The organism is Oligoflexia bacterium (genome assembly GCA_035326705.1).
In the GTDB taxonomy this organism is placed as follows: domain Bacteria; phylum Bdellovibrionota_G; class JALEGL01; order JALEGL01; family JALEGL01; genus JALEGL01.
This window is the reverse complement of record DAOLES010000007.1, coordinates 1-19,596: the sequence shown is the minus strand read 5'-3', so window position 1 is coordinate 19,596 and position 19,596 is coordinate 1. Positions and strand designations below refer to the sequence as shown.

The window sequence follows — 19,596 nt, the reverse complement described above, 5'->3', positions numbered from 1 at the left end:
AAGCTTTAGCTATGTGTCATAGATGCTTATTGTATATCTGATCAACCAAATATGAAGATTATTGTTAAAAAAAATAGCCAACTTGTACAAGAAAAAGATCTTGGACAAAACCAAAAAGTACTGATTGGACGATCAAAACATTGTGATTTAATTTTACCTGATCCTCACATCTCAAGAAAACATGCAAGCATTGAATTTATTGATAATGAGTGGATCCTCAATGACTTGGATAGTGATAACGGAACTCGTCTTAAAGGGAAAAAAATTGACCGTTCTGCAATACAAAGTGGAGAACATTTTTTTATTGGTTCATTTCAACTTATGCTGGCTTCCGATATAATGAAGAAAACGCCTTCAGACAAAGCTTCTAGTTCCTTGCCTTCAGACAACACTCAAACCAGCGATGCTTTTTTGCAAGCCATCGCCGTTAACTCCGCAGATACTCAACAAGGAATTGAAGAACCTTCACAAGCAAAAACTGAAGTTATTTTTAACACTGTTGATCATGAAGCGCCAACCCAAGAAAAAGAACTTGAAAAGCACATTAAAAAACAAAAACTCAATCGTTTAGAAAATGCTCCAAAAAGTGAACTTTCGGAGTTCTCTGATGGTCATGATGAAAAAACCGTATTACAAGATGCAATAAGTGAAGAGTCTGGATCTGATGTTGAAGAACTTGAACATGAAGATGCAGAACAAAAAACCGCTATTATTGTTGAAAACCAAAAGGATACCGCCCGTCTAGTTTGCTTGGATGAAAACCGTTTAGGCCAAGAGATCCCACTTAATAAAGAAGAATTCACCTTAGGGTCCGCCAATGATAATGACATCAAAACTCAAGAAATTTCTGATAGTGAGAGCTCAACTTATGCAACTTTAACAATTCATGAGGATAAAGTAGAATTAACCAACACCAATCAACAACAAGATACTTATGTTGATGGCTTACCGGTTAACAAAACACAACTCAAAAATCATGATATTGTGACCGTAGGCGGCTCAAGCTTTGAGTTTGTTGAAGCTGATTCAAAACCAAGAGCACAAATTTCACCGGTTATCATTGAGAGTTACTCCCCCATCAATGTCTTTTTATCTAAAACATTCTCTTTACCCTTGATGGGTTTGACTTTAGGTTTATGCATAGCCTTGTTTAGTTTTAAATGGCAACAATCACGCTTAAATAAAAAAATAGCACAAACTCAAAATCAACAAGAACAACTATCTGCTGAAGCACAAAAAATCATTGTTTTTCATTTATCTCATGCCAATGAATTGCTTAGCCGTGGGCAATACGATGAAGCTGAAGCAAGAATAAGGCTTATTTTATCAAGTAACCCAAAAAACAACGATGCTTTAAAACTTTTAAAAAAAGTGAATGCTTTGCGAGAAGAAGAACACCAAAAAACCCGAGACATGCGTTTAGAAATTTCTAGAAGACACACTCAAATCAGAGAGCTTTTAGAAAAAGGTGATCGATTGGTTGAAGAAAAAAAGTTTGCTGAAGCCCTTAAGATTTATAATGAAGCCAAAAGCATAGACCCACAGAACATGGAAAGTCAGGCGGCTCTTAAGCACCTTGAACAAACTCAAGAGGAACAAAAGCGTCAAGATATCGCCAAAAAAAATGAACTGGTTCAATTGAGAAAAATGTTCAATCAAGCCCTTGAAGATTTTGAAAACAATAAATACAGCGATGCTAGAAAACTTTTAAATCAGGTTGTAGCGACAAAAGACCATCAATATTACGAACCAGCACAAAATATTTTAAATGAAATGCGCAACCAAACCAATCAGTATATTTTAAATCAAGTTGCCCAAGCACGTAAACTTGTTGATGAAGGACAAAGTGATGCTGCTTATAAGTTACTTCTGGATATGCAACAGCGTTATCCTAACAGTAACACCATTAGCAAAGAACTCGAAGGTTTAGAAAGTGAATTCAACCAAAGGGCAGCTCAAGCTTACCGTGAAGGATTAACTTTATTGGAATTGGCCAATGATCCAGCTGCTGCCATGGACCAATTTGAAAAAGTGTTACAAATTACCAATAACCCAAAAAATGAATATTACAAAAAAGCAAAAGAACAGTTAGACAAGTTAAAATTAGGCAATTAGTTTAATTTTTATTTTGTAATTTTTTAAAGTAGCCATCGATAGACTCTGCTAGCAATGTCCTTAATTCAACTTGACATTGCGCTGTTGCCAGCAACAAAGAACTTTCCTACATTTTTTCTTTATAATAATCATAACACTTTTTTTCAATCAACTTGTCTATTCTTTCTTTAGAAATACGGATATTATTCTTGGTACAATCAATAATTGATGATGTAAGTGTGCATTCTGATAGTTTTTGTTTTTGCGCTGCAAAACCAACCGTAACACATAAAATAATGCTGCATAAAATAATATTTCTACTTTTCATGCTTAGACTATAATGTAACATAATTCCAAGTAATACTTTTTCATACAACTTTATTCAATAGCTTGGTTATAGTTTTTTTCTATTGCTCTATATATTTTGAGTATTTGCTCTTTTTTTGCTTTAGTATCACTGTACCAGCATAATTTAATCTTTTACCATCTTAAAGAGGAAGAAACCATGTTGAAAAAAAACATTTTTTTTATACTGTTATTGGCAATAAGCATCAGCGCATTTGCCAATGAAAAAAATACCGACCCACTAAAGCCCAAAAGCAATCAGTTTTGGTGGCCAAATATGATTGACTTAGAAGCTTTGCGCCAGCATAATCCTGAGTCTAGTCCCTTAGATAAAGACTTTGACTATGCCAAAGCCTTTAGCAAAATTGATTTAAAACAACTCAAAGCGGATATCGAACAAGTCATGAAAACATCACAAGATTGGTGGCCCGCTGATTATGGACATTATGGTCCATTTTTTATCCGAATGGCTTGGCACAGTGCTGGAACTTACAGAACCATTGATGGTAGAGGTGGTGCCGGTGGTGGCCAACAACGTTTTGAACCATTGAACAGCTGGCCAGATAATGCAAACCTAGATAAAGCCAGACGTTTGTTATGGCCAATCAAGAAAAAATATGGCCAAAGTTTATCTTGGGCGGATTTAATGGTTTTAACCGGTAACGTGGCCTTAGAATCCATGGGTTTTGAAACTTTAGGTTTTGCTGGTGGTAGAACAGATGATTGGGAGGCTGATATGGTGTACTGGGGTCCTGAAACAACTTTTTTAGCTTCTAAAAGACATCATGGCAAGACTAGAACATTAAAAGGTCCACTTGCCGCAACTCAGATGGGTTTAATTTACGTGAATCCAGAAGGACCCAATGGTAATGGTGACCCCATTTCAGCTGCAAAAAATATCAGAGAAACCTTTGGACGCATGGCCATGAATGATGAAGAAACTGTGGCCTTGATTGCTGGTGGCCATACTTTTGGTAAAGGTCATGGTGCTAAAAGCCCAGAAAAATGCGTGGGCCCTGCCCCAACTGGAGAAAAACTTGAAGCCCAAGGTTTTGGTTGGAAAAATAAATGTGGCAAAGGCAATGCTGAAGATACCATAACCGCTGGTCTTGAAGGCGCTTGGAGCTCTAACCCAATTGCCTGGACATCTCAATACTTAGACAATCTTTTTGCCTTTGACTGGGTCAAAAAGAAACAAGTCAGTGGTGGAACAGTTTGGGTACCCATAAACAAAGGGACTGACAAAATGGTGCCTGATGCCCATGATAAAAGCAAACGTCATGCCCCCATCATGTTTACCACCGATATGTCTTTAAAGTTTGATCCAGAGTACAAAAAAATTGCTCTGCGTTTTCAAAAAGATCCCAAAGCATTTGCCAATGCTTTTGCTCATGCTTGGTTTAAACTGACTCATAGAGACATGGGACCAAGCGCTCGTTATGTTGGTTCCGATATTCCAAAAGAAAGTATGATTTGGCAAGATCCTATTCCAAAAAGACAACATAAACTGATTTCATCGAAAGATATTAAAAGTTTAAAAAAGGCTATCAAAAATACTAAAATCAGCTCTTCTGAGTTGGTTCGTGTGGCTTGGGCAGCTGCTTCAACTTTTAGAGCCACCGATATGCGCGGTGGTGCCAATGGTGCTCGTTTAAGCCTTGCTCCACAAAACACTTGGGTAGTCAATGAACCTAAAAAAACTGAAGCCACACTGAATGCTTTAAAAGCAATTCAAGCTCAGTTTAACAAAAAAAATAAAAGCAAGCCCGTGTCTTTGGCTGATTTGATTGTACTTGCCGGTTCCGTTGGTATTGAAATGGCTGCCAATAAAGGTGGGCATTCTATCACAGTTCCTTTTGCACCTGGACGTATGGATGCATCGCAAGAGCAAACTGATGTAGAGGCCTTTGCTGTGTTGGAACCTAAAGCTGATGGCTTTAGAAACTACTATGCACAAGATAATATCTCATCACCCATAGCTTTGATGATTGATAAATCAGCCACTTTAGATTTATCAGCACCAGAAATGACGGTTCTATTGGGTGGCTTACGGGTAATGGCTATTAATACTGATGATACGCACCATGGTGTTCTGACTCAAAGAAAAGGCATTTTAAGCAATGACTTTTTCATCAATCTTTTGGACATGTCGACCCAATGGGAAAAAGCAAAACAAGATAATGTTTATGTGGGTGTTGATCGCAAGAGCAAAACTCAAAAATGGACTGCAACTTCGGTTGATTTGATGTTTGGTTCAAGTTCAGAACTTAGGGCTATTGCTGAAGTATATGCTTCAGACGATGCCAAAGAAAAGTTTGTCCAAGATTTTGTTAAAGCTTGGGTGAAAGTCATGGAGCTGGATCGTTTTGACTTGGCTCAACGTTAAATTTTTCTTAAAATTCATCATGAAGCAGAGTGAACCCACTCTGCTTCTGTTCTAAAAAACCTTATTGCTTGTGCCATAGTGCTTTAAAAAAGGTATAGGACAGACGATTTTTAATGAACGCTTGGCAAATCGGGCAAGAGCCCTCAAGGCCTTCGCTTTTCATTAAAAACAACCTTCTTTTTTTTACCAACACTTTCTTAAATGACTATAAAAAATTATTGAACAAAAACGAATCCCAATGGCGTATAAACCCAAAAAGAATTGATACTTACATTCAACGGCTTGTTCCTTAAATTTACAGCATAAACCCTGTCTTGACTGCCCTTGTTTTCTCATTGCTCAGATTTTGCTCACTAAATGTGGTCCATAAATTCAATTATTTTCTTTTAATATCAACACTTTATAATTTACGCACTTTGGCATCAGCATTGCTCATATAAATAAACATGTTGGCATTAACGTCTCATAAGGGCTCAAGACAAAAAGGTCAGGTCATGATTGAATATGCACTTACAATGTTAATTGTATTGGGCATGTCCACATTGCTTTATCTTTTTTATCAAAGTCTTGTGCAAGCCAATGTCTATGGCACCGCAGGAGATGATAATGCTTTGTATTTATTGAATGAGGACTATGCTTCATTGGGCTTAACCCGCATGAGCGCATTGCCCATTCCTTAACCTGTAAAAGTGGAGGAAATCATGAAACACTTTAAATTAACTTTAAGAAAGAACAAACAAAAAGGGCAAACAGCATTAGAGTATGCCTTGGTGATTGGTGTTATTTCTGTAGGGGTCATTTTTGCTGGTCGTGCTATTTTTGGCTCAAAAGACAGTGTGACGGAGCGCTTAATGAACAGTGCAGTTGAACAAGCACAAAGCACGCTAGAAGATCCTGGCGCGTAAAGACAATATTCAACGTTTTCGCTTCGACTATTTCTTTTTGTTAGCAAAATTTTTCAGGAAGAAAGGCCTTGTGCCGATTCTGACCTGGGTGGGTTGAATTTAACCAAGACCGCGTCTTGGTTAAAGAAGGGGGGAAGATCCCCTCATAACAAAAATAAAGAGCGAAGCGGGAAGCTTGCTGGGGTTTCTTCCTTCCTTTTTCCCCAGCAAGCTTAAGTTTTATAAATATAAAAAACGAAGGGGGTAAAATGATTGTTGGCATGGAAAGGAACGTGGTAAACTTTAAACAGATGAAAAAAATTAAGGCCAATAAAGGTGCGTCTGTCGTTGAATTTGCCTTGCTTATGCCCATCATTTTTTTATTGTTTCTTGCTTTTACTGAAATCATTTTATTCTTTCAAAGCGCCAGCGTTACCGAACTTGCAGCTTTTTCTGCTGCAAGAAGTTTTCAAGTTTATGGTGATCGTGATTTAGGTAGTATTGACTACAGCCATGGCCAAAGCTCTCCTTATACCAACAACCAACAAAGCATTGCAGAGGCCAGCGCTGAAAAAGTAATTTTTGAAAGTCTTATGTGGGAACATGCAAAAATCAAATTGGATGGCCCAGATCTTTTATCCAATCAACGCAGTTATTATGATGGCAATCATGTTCAGTATGACGGCTCAAGTTTGAGCAATACCGATGGCAGTGTTGGCATTAACTATATTGGTTGTCGTGGCCAAGATTGTGCTCAAGGCACTGGCGTAAAAGTCTATTATTGCCTACCCATTGTTTTTCCAGGAGCAAAAATCTTATTTGCAGGCGCCTTAAAAAAATATCCATGCAAAGGTCAAAGCATGGGAAGAAGCTATCAAGGCATTGCCATTCAACGGCAAGCTTATTTAGGAAGAGAACCGGTATCACCCTAATGTCTACTTATAAAAAAATAAATATTCTTACGCTCGCTAAGTCCTCGCTTCGCTGCGGAATCGCTCGCTTAAAGAATGTTTATTTTTCATCTCTAGTGAATAAAGTAGCAAAAACTATTATGGAGGAGAGGCTTTATGCCGATTCCGACCTGGGTGGGTTGAATTTGACCAAGACCGCGTCTTTAAATGTTCTTGTGAGGAACGAACTAGAACATTTTATGCAAAGCTGGTCAAAGAAGGGGGGGCCTTGCATAAGTAACTGTAAGACCTTCGGCCTAACAGTTACTAAAAGATCCCCCTTTAACAAAAAAAACAGTGGCCAGCTTGCCATTGGTCTTGCCTTTATCTTTATGGCTCCCGCTTCGCTCTTTTTTAAGAGGGGTCTCACGACCCCCTCAAAAACGAAAACGCGGTTTTCGTTTTCTCACCCCCGTGCGTTCAGCTTTATAAAAAAGCCTCTCGGACTTAACCATTTAAAAAATAATGATGGCCAACTTGCCATTGGTCTTGCCTTTATCTTTATGGCTTTTTTGGCTCTGTTTTCTATGGTGTTTCAGAGCAGTATGTTGGTGCGGGAAAAAATCAAACTGCAACAAAGTGTGGATTATGCGGCCTTAACTGGTGCACAAATTCAAAGGGCAGCTTTGGATAAAATTCATGCTCTCAATGAAGATATTTTAGAAAAATTTTATGCCACGCAATCGGCTTTAATTCCATCATCTTTTATTGCTTTTTCAGGTTCTAATCCAGTAAGCACCAGCGCTATTGTCTTTAGTATAACCAATGATCCTGGAGCCAACACCGGATGTGGTGGCGCTGCGCAAGCTTTGGATAAGTTCGTACGCAAAAAAATTGTGCGTGCCTATGAGACTTATCGTGGCCAACGAGTTGATCAAATTATGGATATCATTGAAAACACCAATGGCTTAAGCCATGAACATGTAGTCAGTCAGATTATTCATACCCCAAATCTACCACAGCGTTTACGCCATCAAGTCATTAAGGCCATGGGCCAAGACCCTAATATTGACAGCTTGCAAGCCTCTTATCAAAATGGTCTTATACATGATCATTTAAGAGTGACCAGTACTGGTGATATGGAGCTGCCCTTATTTATTCCCAGTTCATTGAATCCCGCCAATGATATGACCGCATTTACTTATCCCACTTACAGTTCACAAGCAATCACGGCTGCTTATGTGCAAGTCTGCAGTTTTCCTTTTCCATCTGGTATCGATGTTAGTCCCACCAAAACAATCGTAGGTCGCCATCCGGCTTCCGATAAATCATGGCCCAGTCATTTTGCGGTTATGGCCATGTATGACCCCCCTTCTAGTACTGTGGAAGGTAAATTCAATCTTAAAGTGAAAAATCCTAATGCCGCAGATGAAGGCAATGTCAGTTTGGCCGGTGGAGAAGATATTGATCTTATGCCCAGATTTGATTCGCAAAGCCCACGCCGTTGGCCCATGTTGGTTGCTTCTTTGGCCAAACCCTTTGGTGGAAAATTTCCAAAAGCTCCTTTGCAAGCTTTACCGCATGGCAATCCTGGAGAAACCTTTGATGGTGCTAAATTGATTGGCTTTGCCGATTACCAACGACAACTAGAGGGTCACACCCCTATCATTCCTCTGTTACAAGAAATCTCAGATAAATATGGCATTACTGTAGAATGGGATGACATATGGCACTAAGAACCATCGCTAATCATTTTATGATTTTCAGTTTTAAACGTTTTTCTGAAGTGAGCGTCTCCGCAGCGCAGCGAGGACTTAGCGAACACAGAAAAACGTTTAAAACTGATTTTATATTTTTTTCTAGAAAAAACGTTCGAGGTCAATCAACACTTGAATTGGCCTTAATGATGCCAATTTTAGCTTTTTTATTGTTGATGATTTTTCAAGGCTTTAGACTTAATGATAGAGCCAGTCAACAACAATTGGTTGAACACAACATCAAACTTCAACAGTTTGATCATGGTAATGGAAAAATTGATTTAGCCGGTAGTGCATACAATGCTGACGATGCAATCGATTTAATATCTTTTGATCCGGTGGATGATATCGGTGATATCCTTGCTGATATTGGCACAAATTTAGCGGTTGATTTAGGTTTAAACAAAGTTTTTTCTCAGCTGGATTTTTTTCAAAAAGACACCTTCATCACAGGCGCGACCAAAGGTGCCATCACTGAAAGCGCGCATCAATTGGTAAATAATGGTGTTGATGGTTTTAAGTTTGAGAGTGTTGCTTGGGCGGCAGGTACCGGAGGTTTAGCCAGCAACCAAAGTTCAGAATTCTTTCAAGGAAATGATATAGATGCTGCCAGCTGGCGGGAAGCATTGGGATCTGCTGTACAATACGGAGCCATTGGCTTTACCAGCAGTGAAGGTGATCCAAGGCAAATTGCCTTGGGGGCGGTACAAGGCCTCAACACATCCGATACGGTTAAATCATTTGAAAACACAAAATTTGATATTTTAACTGGTGCCGCCAAAGGAGCCTTACAAGCAACCGTCAGTGGCGCTGTCAGTGGTACACTGAATGGTAAAACCGTTTTAATTTCTTCTGGTTTAGGTGCCTATAATACAAAAACTGTTGCAGAATTTATTCCGTTAAGCAATTGGCAGGGTGAAGCTAGGCAATCTGCCATGTTTACGGCCAGCAATGCTGTACTTTCAACCTGGGCATCTGGCGGTGATGCGGCCAGCATTGCCACCGCCGGAGTAACTGGGGCTTTGGGCAGTCACCAAGCCCTGGTCTGGAAATACGAACTTAAAGAAAATTACAAAGATAAAGCCAATAAGGCCATCAATGGTGCTGGTTTGGGTGCAAGTGCTGGTTTAGCCAATGGTGCTGTTGATGTTTCTTCAACTTTTTCTAGCTTTGAACAAACCTTAAGCAAAGCCATAGCTGAGTCTAAAGGTTCGCAGGGTCTCGCTCAGTTTTTTCAAAATCCCCAAACCATTGAGCAGGCAAGCCAAACCACACAAAATCTGTTCAACTCAGAGCAAGTTTATAGTGGTGTTTTGGATGTGGTTGCCTCTGCATTGCTCATGCAAAATCAAAACAATACCGATGCATCTGAATCTGGAGAGTCTCCATGAGTCGTATAGTTTTTATTATTTTATGGGTATTGCTTTCTTCTGCTCACACTGTTTTATGTGCTCAAACACAAATCAGTTTTCAAGAACGTTTGGAACAACTCAAACCTGAAGTAAAACAAACTATCATTGAAAATATTCGCCGGTATTGGACCATAAAAACTGTCCAAAAAATGCAAACCCAAGGCTTCTTACAACAAGACATTGAACAACTTATTTTAAGCCCCAGTTTTAAATTTTTTTTGGACCAAACACTTAATAACCCTAAGACACAAGCCAGTATTGATCTCTATATTTCCCGCACCCTCAATGAAAAAAACATTCTTGATCATGTGCAACGTTTGGAAAAACAATCTAAAGAACACCAACTGCAAGAATATAAAGAAATTCTACGCATCATTGCTCAAATGCGTAAAGAACAAAACTATGTTCAAGAAAAGAAAACTTGGTACCAACGTTTCTTTGAAGACTTTAAATTCTTTTAAAAATTTTTTAATTGTTATGAAACCTTTTAATAATATTTTACTCAGCCTAGTACAAAAAGTAAGTTTTCAATTTTTCAACACCTTACGCTCTATAAATTTATTAGTAAAATTTACATTATCAAGAACCTGTCTGTTCAGTTTAAATAAAAAAATGAAGTGGCTATTGTTTAAGCTTTTATCCAAAGAAAATAAAACAAAGCCATTGAGCCCAGTTCTTGTCTTTTCCACCTTCTCGCGTACAATAAATAGATATACACATGAAAAAATCTCAAAAGTTAGCGTATACCTTTTGAATAAAAACATTTTCTACTCCCAAACACCAGAGGCTGCTTTATGTAGCCTCTGGCACAGGGGCGAGGAAACAAAAACCACGTTTTTTGTTTCCCAGGGGGTCGTGAGACCCATCTTGAACAGGAGCGTAGTAATTCAGGAGACGAGATTTTATATCGATGTCGACCTGGGTGGGATGAATTGAGCAAAAACCACGCTTTTTTAGACATTCTCGTGAGGAACGAACTAGAATGTCTTATGCAGGGCCGCTCAAGAAGGGGGGAAGATCCCCACTTAGAAAGAAAAAACGATGAAAAATAAAAAAGCTTTTTATATAGCCCTAGCTGTTGCATTGTCAGGCGCTATTTTAATTAAATTGGCTTTAGACAGTGAACGTAAGCGCTTGTTAGGTCAATATGAGCAAGTAACCGTTGTTGTTGCTGCAAAAGATGTGTTGCGCTATGAAATTATTACTCAGGATATGTTGGCTCTTAAGCGGGTTCCCAAACCTTTTGTTCAACCATTGGCTGTTATAGCTGGTGAGGAAGGTAAAATTATTGGTTTTAATATGGCCGATGCCACCATTAAAAAAGGTGAGCAATTAACCCGAACAAAATTAGCCTTGATCGGTGAAGGTGGGATTTCCCCTATTATTCCTTCTAAAATGCGAGCCTGTACCGTTGCTGTCAATGAGGTCACTGGGGTGGCAGGTTTAATCCGTAATCGAGATACGGTAGATATCATCGGTATTTTTAGAACCTTGGATAAACAAACCAGACTTGCAAAAAATGTTGAAGCCAAAACTTTATTACAAAATGTTCAAGTCTTGGCGGTAGGTAAAAACTATATCTTTGATCGTCCTAGTCAAGAAGGTCAAAGTAAAGCCGGTAAAAATAGTTTGTTCAGCGGGGTGCAAAACCAAACCAGTTTTTCTAATGTAACATTACTGCTATCACCTAAGCAATGTATGGATTTAGCCGTGGCCCAGCAAATTGGTGATCTAAGTTTGTCTCTTCGCTCTTATCATGATCGCTTATCCACTGAACTCAATGAAGCCTTAGAACAAGAAACAAGCACATCAGAGTCCGTTACGGGTATTACCCAACCTTTACAAATCGGTAACCAAGCCAAATGGCTTGAAATTAGAGGAGGCCAAAGCAGTTATGTCCCATAAAAACTTAGTCCTTGGTATTTTAGGAAGTCTTAGACTTATGAAAAAAACAGTTTCTCATCTTTTAGTTTTATTGCTCTTGTTTGGTCCTTTATTGCTTTGGGCTAAGAGTCAAAAAGAATACCTGCGCGTAAACAATCCAAAAGTGAAAACCTATAACTTTGATATAGGAAACATTACTATTGGTAACCCAAAAGTAGTTGATTTCAAGGCGGACAGAGAAAAAAATCGTTTAACCTTGTTTCCAAAAAATCCTGGAACCACTTTACTGATGGTTTATGATCAAAAAGATAATCAACGTGAAGTCTTAGAGCTTACGGTATACTCACGTGATCCTAACCGTTTGCTAGATCAAATCAGACAACTCTTAGTAGATGTTGAAGGAATTAGTATTAAAAAACTGAATAATAAAATTATTATTGATGGCGAAGTCTTTTTACCATCAGACAAAGAACGTATTGAAAAAATAAAATCCAATATGGCAAACATTGTTGATCTTACCCGAATGAGTCCCAACTCTGATCAGGTCATCGCTAAAAAAATCCAAGAAGAAATAGGTCTGGATGAAGTACAAGTACGCTCTATCAGAGGTAAAATTGTTTTAGAAGGGGAAGTTTACTCTCCACAAGCCTCAATCAAAGCAGAAAAAATTGCTATGCTCTATTCTACAAATGTTATCAATGTTTTAGATTTAAGAGAAGTTCCCCGTCCTCCTTCCATGCAACCCACCATTCAAATCAACGCTCACTTTGTTGAAGTGTCAAAAAACTTCTCAAAAAACTTTAACTTTACTTGGAATCCAGTTCCAAACATTGGCACCAATTTATCCTATACATTAAATCCAGTTTCAGGCAGTACCAACTTTAACGGTTCTGTGACTGGCTCTGCCAACAATCTTTTGCCCAAACTAAACTATTTTAAATCGCTTGGTTTGGCACGCATCTTAGAAAACCCTTCTGTTTCTGTTAAAAGTGGGGAGGTTGCCACCATAGAAAGTGGTACACGCCTTGGTTTTCCTGTAGCACAAGGTAATGGGACTGTATCATTAGAATTTCAAAATGTTGGTGCCAAATTGAAAATTCGCCCTTACGCACGTGGTACAGACGTTGATATGTCTGTAGAAGTCAAAATCAGTTCCTTGGGGGCTCCTTCTGTTAATGGAAACGTGTCCATCGTGCAAAACTCTGTGAATACCACTCAAATTGTTCAGTCCGGTGAATCTGTTGTTATTGGAGGCTTGATTCGTCACTCCTACAGACAGTTTTTTGATCGTCCGCCCACAGGTAATGCATCTGCTGCCAATGGTGGGACAGAATTGGTGGATCCCTTCCCACTAGGTTCACTGTTTACTTTGTTCAAATCCAATGACTTAAGCAAACAACGCAGTCAGTTTTTGGTTTTTATTACTCCAAAAATCTTAAAGTACTCTAAAGATTCTAACCAAGAGCTTAAAGATCAGTTTAATTTGTATGAAGTCTATCCTGATGCCAACGATAGCGTTGATGAAATAAAGAACGAGGTTGAATAATTTGCAACTTGCTAAAACCATAGCCATCATTGGCCCCAAAGCTGGGGTTGGAAAAAGTGTTTTTGCCAGCAACTTGGCTTACGCAATAGAAAAGCAAAGTAAGGGAAAAAAAGTACTCATCCTGGATTTAGACCCGCAGGACTGTGGCGATATCAGTGTTTTACTGGGTGCCAGGGTCAACACTTCACTGATGGAATTAAGTAAAGGCGCGTTTAAGATGTTACGCACTGATCTTATCAGTCAAATTCATCATCATGAAAAACAAATTTATACTTTGCAAGGCAGCTTATCTCCCAATGGACTACAAAATTTAGATATCAAAGCCTTTGTCCGTTTGTTGCAACTATGCCAACAGGAATTTGATTACCTTGTGGTTGATTTAGGCAGTGAGTTTGATGCTATGGCAACAGAAGTTTTTGAACATTCTGATGCCATTTACTTTGTGACCACTCCAGAAATTTTAACCCTGCATCGAGCCAATCATGCTTTGAATGAAATTCAGAATATGGCTTTTGAAAGCAGTAAAGTTCAGTTGGTCGTCAATCGCTTTGATCCAAGAGAAGCCATCAACGAGGCTGTCATCCAACAAAAACTTAATCGTAATATCTTGGCTTTGCTGCCTAATGCATCGGAAGCCATTCGCGAATCGGTTGAAACCGGGAGACCTTTATTTTCTTACAATCCACGCTTTCCCTATGCACAAGTGGTTGAAGAAATTGCCCGGCAGCTAATTAAACAGCACGTTGTTCAACCAACAAACTCTGCACAAACCCAAGCCAGCATCCAAGACCCTTCTTTAGCTGAGCAAGAGCACAGCCAAAGCTTAAGCAAACACAATGACCATTATGATGAAATTAAACGCAAAATTCATGCGCAATTGATTGAGGTTATGGATTTTCGCCATCTTTCTGTTGAAGAGTTCATTAAGCAGGACGAAAAATCTATTGAAGATTTACGGGTTAAAACCAAAGAGACCATTTTTCAATTGCTGGATCAAATTCCTGAAATCAAGTCCAGACAAGAACGACAATTGATTACCAAGCAAGTTTTAGATGAAGCTTTAGGCTTGGGGCCCTTAGAAGATTTGTTGGCTAACCCATCAGTAACAGAAATTATGGTCAACCGCTTTGATCAAATTTATGTTGAGCAGCAAGGCAAATTGCAAAAAACCAAATTAAAGTTTACTGGCAATCAACAACTCTTGGGCGTGATTGAAAGAATTGTTGCCCCTATCGGTAGGCGTATCGATGAAAAAACACCCATGGTGGACGCTCGTCTGAGTGATGGTTCACGGGTGCACGCTATTATTCCTCCTCTGTCAATTGATGGCCCCATGCTAACCATTAGAAAATTCACCAAATCAATTTTAAGTCCACAACATCTGATTGACCTTGATGCTTTCACACCTGAAATATCAGATTTTTTAAGAGCCTGCGTGCAAGCCAAGCTCAATATTTTGGTTTCTGGTGGAACAGGTACCGGTAAAACAACCTTACTCAATGTCTTGGCCAGTTTTATTCCCAATGATGAACGTATCATTACGGTTGAAGACTCAGCAGAACTACAACTGGCACAAGAGCATGTTGGCCGTCTAGAATCACGTCCCGCCAATTTGCAAGGTGAAGGCGCTATCCCTATTCGTGAATTGGTTAGAAATACGCTAAGAATGAGACCTGATCGAATCATCATTGGTGAGTGCCGTGGGGCTGAAGCTTTGGATATGTTGCAAGCCATGAATACCGGTCATGATGGCAGTTTGGCAACCATTCATGCTAACACCCCAAAAGATTGTATTGCACGCTTAGAAACTTTGGTGATGTTTGCTGGTATGGAACTTCCATCGCGCGCCATAAGAGAGCAGATTGCGGGTGCTGTTGATCTTATTATTCAATTAACCCGAATGTCTGACGGAAGCAGAAAAATTACTGCCGTGACAGAAGTGTTGGGCATGAGTAAAAATAAAGCTGAAGAAGTGGAATTACAAGATATTTTTGTCTATAAAGCTGAAGGGCTAGATAAAAACGATGCTGTTAAAGGCTACTTTCAGGCTACTGGTTTAATCCCACAATTTGCTCAACAGTTTAAACAAAAAGGCATTAAGATGCCCAAAGGCTTGTTCAACCAATAGATATTTATGTTTACTTTTAGCTTTAGCTTCAATGTTCAAACTGCTTCAGACACAATGACAACAGCGTCATCTTCGTCACTTTCATCTCCTTCCTTCATGATTGGCTACATCAATATTATCTTGATTGCACTGGCTATTTTTTTTATGATTTATTCTTTTTACCCTCTTTTAGAAAATAAAATCTACAAAAGCCTGCAACAACACCTTGATCATTGCACTGTATTGTCAGAAAAAATGTTTCTTCCTCTCAATAAAAAACTGCTGCAACATACTTTGTTGATTGTGATGCTTTTTACTGCTGTTGTTGTCCTCTACATTACCTGGGGATTTTACTGGGTTAGTTTTTTACTTACGCTTGCCTTGTTATGGTTTATTTGGAAATTGCCGCTTATTATCTTAGATTTTATGTGGAAAAGACATTTAGCCATTTTTGATCGCCAATTGGTGGATGGCTTAAACCTCATGTCCAACTCGCTTAAGTCTGGACTTAATTTACAACAGGCTCTTTCAGTTCTTGTGAAAGAAATGCCCAAACCTTTGTCACAAGAATTTGCTTTGGTGCTTTCACAAAAAAAATTAGGCTTAAGTATTGATCAAGCCTTAGAAAAAATGTTGGAGCGTCTCCCCAGCAATGATTTAAGCATAGCCATTCATTCTATTTTAATTTTACGTGAAACCGGTGGTGACTTAAGTGAGACTTTTGATATTATTGCACATACCATTCGTGAACGCAGAAAAGTGGATGGTAAAATAGAAGGCTTGACTGCTCAAGGAAAGATGCAAGGTATTATTTTATTCAGTATGCCTTTTGCCTTTGGTGCATTCTTATACATCACCAATCCACAATACATTCAACCCCTGTTCACCACCACCTTAGGTTGGATGTTCATTATCTTTGCCGTTATCCTACAAACCGTTGGTTATTTTTGGATCAAAAAAGTGATCAGCATTGATGTTTAAAAAACTATGCTGGTAATAAAACTCTCTGCGGAATGCCTTGTTTGGTTTTATAAACTTCCCCCTGTTTGGTCAGGGTAAACCTTAAATAATAAATGATTTGATCTTCAACAATAACTTCTCGTTTAAAAATTGGCGTGCAGTTGCCGCCTAAATTTCTTGCAGAAGGCGCAAGAAATAATTCAACCCCTGATGCTCGCGCTGCCTGCGCTAAACTTTGCGTATAACTGTAGTTTTCGCTAATCAGCTGTTTTTGATCAATTTCTTTCCTTGCTCTAAGATCAAAAGCCTGCTCGGCTTTAATCTTTGCTTTAAACATTTTACGATCTCTATGTATATCTGTCTTTGCATAGACCAAACGCTCTTTCTCATGTTGATAAAACCAATGTAAAGCTTCTATTTCAGATGTTTCTGCTTCCAAAGCCCCATACCAAACACCAAAATCTGCAGTATTAAACCGGCCAACATTCCATTGAAGTTGATCAAAAATAGCTAAGGTGCTTGTTGTATCTCCGTACTGAAATACTCGATTAAGCTGCGCAATGCTATGATCAATATTGCTGGTTTTATTTTCCCAATATTGCAATACGACTTTATCAGACTCATCTAAGCTGAGATCATCCAATAAATCTTGACTTGGAAAACAGGTGGTTATGTTCCGATAACTTTCACCTTCCCATACTGAAATAGCAGAAAAGTCTATCATCAGTAGGCTACACGCAAATTATCTAACATTCTTCTAAGGGTAAAAAGTCGTTGAAAAGAAGCTTTAGGATCTTCCTTTAGAAAATCAATGGGTGATTTTTTATTCAACAAGCTCCAAGGCTGCTTAATAAAACCATAGACCAGCTCCCTATTGTAAGGATAAAGCATACGTAAATTTTTATGAATGCCAATCAATATGCCAACCCGTGAAAACTTATCAACATCCTCTGGTATGCTATTTTTCTTTTCTAAATCCAATAAACGCTGCCCATTTTTTTTAACTCCAAGAATGAGTGCTTGTTCTTCGCGATTAAGATTGTATAGCTTCACAATAGACCAAAATGCTTTACCTAAAACGCTTGCTTCGTGGGCATAACTTTGAGTTCCAATGTTTTCACTTTTTTTCATAATAGTAGAATATCACAATTATTGTATGATTTCATTATTTATTTTCATAAATAAAATCAAATATTTAATGTAAAAATAAATATTATAATATGATTTCACTGTATTTTATACGTTGCATGTACTTTTTCAAAATCAAAAGATTTACTTTTTGCATTTTTAAGATCGTGCTATAGATGTGCCATGAAAGCCATTCGTTTTATCTTAGGAAAACTAATCTTATTTTTTAATGCTATTATCCCTACAAAAAAATTGGTAAAACGCAGTTTAGAGCAACAAAAAACAGTGGACTCACAGCTAAAAAACTACAGTATTTACCAATTTGAAGCCTGTCCATTTTGTGTCAAAGTACGCAGACATGTTAAATCATTGGGTCTCAATATGACCTATAAAGACGCAAAAAACGACCCGACTGCACGTGAAGAGTTATTAAAAAATGGTGGCAAGATTCAAGTACCTTGTTTAAGAATAAAAGATGGTTCAAAAGAAACTTGGATGTATGAATCCAATGATATTATTCAATATTTAAACAAAAACTTTTTGACTGCTTGAAGCTTGGTTTTATTCACCTTCATTCACTTCATAAATACCTGCAGTACCTTTCACTTGACGTGAAGCTGCCTCAATATAAATACCTCGTGACATAGACCATATCTGATCAATATTAAATGGATGAGTTCTGCTACCAGCTCTCAATAAATCTGCAACAAAACTATTTTGACTTGGGGCAGTATAATCTCCATCAGTGTCAGCATATGCAATCAACAACATTGACTCTCCAGCATTAGCCGCCACTGACGCTCGAAAAGAAGAGTCTTCAAACGATACCAAATTAAAAAAACCTGCAGTATCACCATTAAAACTTATAATGGTGTCATTACCTGACAAACTCACGCCTGTATTTGTTGGTATGGCTGTAGCCCCCAAATTCATTAGCCCTAAGGCACCGTAGTTAGCGTAACTTGCATGCATGTCACAATTGCTATTGGTAAACAATTGGCTACCATCTAAAGAATAAGCATAAATATACCCTTTACGACCTGCCGGTGGAACTGTGTAATCTGCCATATCCTCCCCCGCATCACATTCTTTGGTTAAACAATGAAATGATGTCACTGGACTAAACCTAGGGTTTGGCAAACAGGGTGTATCTTGGTTGAACATAAAGGGCTGCTCATTGTAAAAAACCATTTGAGAATCATAAAACTGTTTAAGTTTAAGACTGGCCTCGCCTTTCTTAGATTTTTTTAAATATCTTTGCAGTACTGGAATTGCAACGGCAGCAAGCGCTCCTACAATAAGAATAGTGACAAAGAGTTCTACAAGTGTAAAACCTGACCTATTATTTTTTTTATGTTTATTAAAGAACATTCAACCTAACCCTTCTCAAATTTGATTATAACACAGTTTTATCATTAACCCACATTTCTTATGCTGATATAAATGTAAAACTTCTTTGATCTTGAGTGCTCTTGACCCATTCGACGAGTGCTCATAAAATAATTTGTCCTAAATTTTTTTAAACGCAATCTATATTACTAAACTCTACACATAAAAAACCAATCGCCAAACAAAAAAAGCCAGTTTAGTGTTACCTAAACTGGCTTCAAATATAAAGCGGCGACGTCCTACTCTCCCACAGGGCTACCCCTGCAGTACCATCGGCTCTGAAGAGCTTAACTTCCGTGTTCGGGATGGGAACGGGTGTGACCTCTTCGATATTGCCACCGCAAATCATGCTTTGTTTAATATTATACAATCAAACAAAGACTTAATGTTTGCAATTTTGTGTTTGTGTATATCTTTACAATACCCGGATATTCATTCAATTCAATGACTAAGCCGCACGTGCAATTAGTATCAATTAGCTTCACACATTACTGCGCTTCCACACTTGACCTATCAACGTCCTAGTCTAGAACGGCACTTTAGGAGACCGAAGTCTCAGGGAAATCTTATCTTGAAGGCTGCTTCCCGCTTATATGCTTTCAGCGGTTATCATTTCCGCACGTAGCTACCCAGCTATGCTCCTGGCGGAACAACTGGCTCACCAGCGGTGCGTCCATCCCGGTCCTCTCGTACTAAGGACAGCGCTTCTCAAATTTCCTGCGCCCACAGCAGATAGGGACCGAACTGTCTCACGACGTTCTAAACCCAGCTCGCGTACCGCTTTAATTGGCGAACAGCCAAACCCTTGGGACCT

The 19,596-nt window shown here is 38.6% G+C and carries 17 protein-coding genes and 2 rRNA genes; 13 read left to right on the top strand and 6 right to left on the bottom strand.

Annotated elements, in window-relative coordinates:
- Window positions 1-51: 51 nt before the first annotated feature.
- Window positions 52-2,115, top strand: a complete 2,064-nt coding sequence (locus tag PKC21_09185) for an FHA domain-containing protein (GenBank protein ID HMR25511.1) — start codon at window positions 52-54, stop codon at window positions 2,113-2,115.
- Window positions 2,116-2,221: 106 nt separating this feature from the next.
- Here the strand turns inward: PKC21_09185 and PKC21_09180 are convergent, their stop codons facing one another.
- Complete coding sequence (locus PKC21_09180; protein ID HMR25510.1) at window positions 2,222-2,422, bottom strand: hypothetical protein; 201 nt, start codon at window positions 2,420-2,422, stop codon at window positions 2,222-2,224.
- Between the two features lie 177 nt (window positions 2,423-2,599).
- Between PKC21_09180 and katG the strand changes: the two genes are divergently transcribed.
- The 11 genes from katG (at window position 2,600) to PKC21_09125 (ending at window position 16,286) form a co-directional block, all read left to right on the top strand.
- The gene (gene katG / locus PKC21_09175) at window positions 2,600-4,825 is read left to right on the top strand and encodes a catalase/peroxidase HPI (GenBank protein HMR25509.1); all 2,226 of its coding nucleotides are present in this window, start codon (window positions 2,600-2,602) and stop codon (window positions 4,823-4,825) included.
- Window positions 4,826-5,271: 446 nt separating this feature from the next.
- A complete protein-coding gene (locus PKC21_09170; protein HMR25508.1) occupies window positions 5,272-5,505 on the top strand; it encodes a hypothetical protein in 234 nt (77 codons plus the stop codon).
- A gap of 21 nt (window positions 5,506-5,526) precedes the next feature.
- On the top strand, window positions 5,527-5,730 hold the full coding sequence (locus PKC21_09165; protein ID HMR25507.1) for a Flp family type IVb pilin: 204 nt from the start codon (window positions 5,527-5,529) through the stop codon (window positions 5,728-5,730).
- A 290-nt stretch (window positions 5,731-6,020) separates the two neighbouring features.
- Window positions 6,021-6,641: a pilus assembly protein gene (locus PKC21_09160; GenBank protein ID HMR25506.1), complete on the top strand. Its 621-nt coding sequence runs from the start codon at window positions 6,021-6,023 to the stop codon at window positions 6,639-6,641.
- A gap of 521 nt (window positions 6,642-7,162) precedes the next feature.
- Window positions 7,163-8,335 (top strand): hypothetical protein, encoded by a 1,173-nt coding sequence (locus PKC21_09155; GenBank protein ID HMR25505.1) that lies wholly within the window; start codon window positions 7,163-7,165, stop codon window positions 8,333-8,335.
- Entirely contained in the window at window positions 8,326-9,747 is a 1,422-nt protein-coding gene (locus tag PKC21_09150) for a hypothetical protein (protein ID HMR25504.1), read from the top strand. Before PKC21_09155 ends, PKC21_09150 begins: the two co-directional genes overlap by 10 nt.
- Window positions 9,744-10,229 carry a hypothetical protein gene (locus PKC21_09145; GenBank protein HMR25503.1) on the top strand — a complete coding sequence of 162 codons (486 nt, stop codon included), beginning with the start codon at window positions 9,744-9,746 and terminating at the stop codon, window positions 10,227-10,229. The genes PKC21_09150 and PKC21_09145 overlap by 4 nt, the downstream gene beginning before the upstream one ends.
- Window positions 10,230-10,809: 580 nt before the next feature.
- Window positions 10,810-11,673: a Flp pilus assembly protein CpaB gene (gene cpaB, locus PKC21_09140; protein ID HMR25502.1), complete on the top strand. Its 864-nt coding sequence runs from the start codon at window positions 10,810-10,812 to the stop codon at window positions 11,671-11,673.
- Entirely contained in the window at window positions 11,663-13,198 is a 1,536-nt protein-coding gene (locus tag PKC21_09135) for a pilus assembly protein N-terminal domain-containing protein (GenBank protein HMR25501.1), read from the top strand. Before cpaB ends, PKC21_09135 begins: the two co-directional genes overlap by 11 nt.
- Window positions 13,191-15,326, top strand: coding sequence for an ATPase, T2SS/T4P/T4SS family (locus tag PKC21_09130; GenBank protein ID HMR25500.1), 2,136 nt, complete (start codon window positions 13,191-13,193; stop codon window positions 15,324-15,326). Before PKC21_09135 ends, PKC21_09130 begins: the two co-directional genes overlap by 8 nt.
- Before the next feature lie 54 nt (window positions 15,327-15,380).
- Window positions 15,381-16,286, top strand: a complete 906-nt coding sequence (locus tag PKC21_09125; protein ID HMR25499.1) for a type II secretion system F family protein — start codon at window positions 15,381-15,383, stop codon at window positions 16,284-16,286.
- 4 nt (window positions 16,287-16,290) lie between these two features.
- Here the strand turns inward: PKC21_09125 and PKC21_09120 are convergent, their stop codons facing one another.
- Together PKC21_09120 and PKC21_09115 are read right to left on the bottom strand one after the other, a co-directional pair.
- Window positions 16,291-16,989: an RES family NAD+ phosphorylase gene (locus PKC21_09120; GenBank protein ID HMR25498.1), complete on the bottom strand. Its 699-nt coding sequence runs from the start codon at window positions 16,987-16,989 to the stop codon at window positions 16,291-16,293.
- The gene (locus PKC21_09115; GenBank protein HMR25497.1) at window positions 16,989-17,396 is read right to left on the bottom strand and encodes a hypothetical protein; all 408 of its coding nucleotides are present in this window, start codon (window positions 17,394-17,396) and stop codon (window positions 16,989-16,991) included. Before PKC21_09115 ends, PKC21_09120 begins: the two co-directional genes overlap by 1 nt.
- A gap of 180 nt (window positions 17,397-17,576) precedes the next feature.
- Here PKC21_09115 and PKC21_09110 point away from each other — a divergent pair, with 180 nt between their 5' ends.
- A complete protein-coding gene (locus PKC21_09110; protein ID HMR25496.1) occupies window positions 17,577-17,945 on the top strand; it encodes a glutathione S-transferase N-terminal domain-containing protein in 369 nt (122 codons plus the stop codon).
- Between the two features lie 9 nt (window positions 17,946-17,954).
- Here the strand turns inward: PKC21_09110 and PKC21_09105 are convergent, their stop codons facing one another.
- The 3 genes from PKC21_09105 to PKC21_09095 all read right to left on the bottom strand — a co-directional run.
- Complete coding sequence (locus PKC21_09105) at window positions 17,955-18,764, bottom strand: type II secretion system protein (protein HMR25495.1); 810 nt, start codon at window positions 18,762-18,764, stop codon at window positions 17,955-17,957.
- A 244-nt stretch (window positions 18,765-19,008) separates the two neighbouring features.
- Window positions 19,009-19,125: ribosomal RNA gene (rrf, locus tag PKC21_09100) — 5S ribosomal RNA — on the bottom strand.
- Window positions 19,126-19,226: 101 nt separating this feature from the next.
- Window positions 19,227-19,596, bottom strand: a 23S ribosomal RNA gene (locus PKC21_09095); the annotation flags it as partial.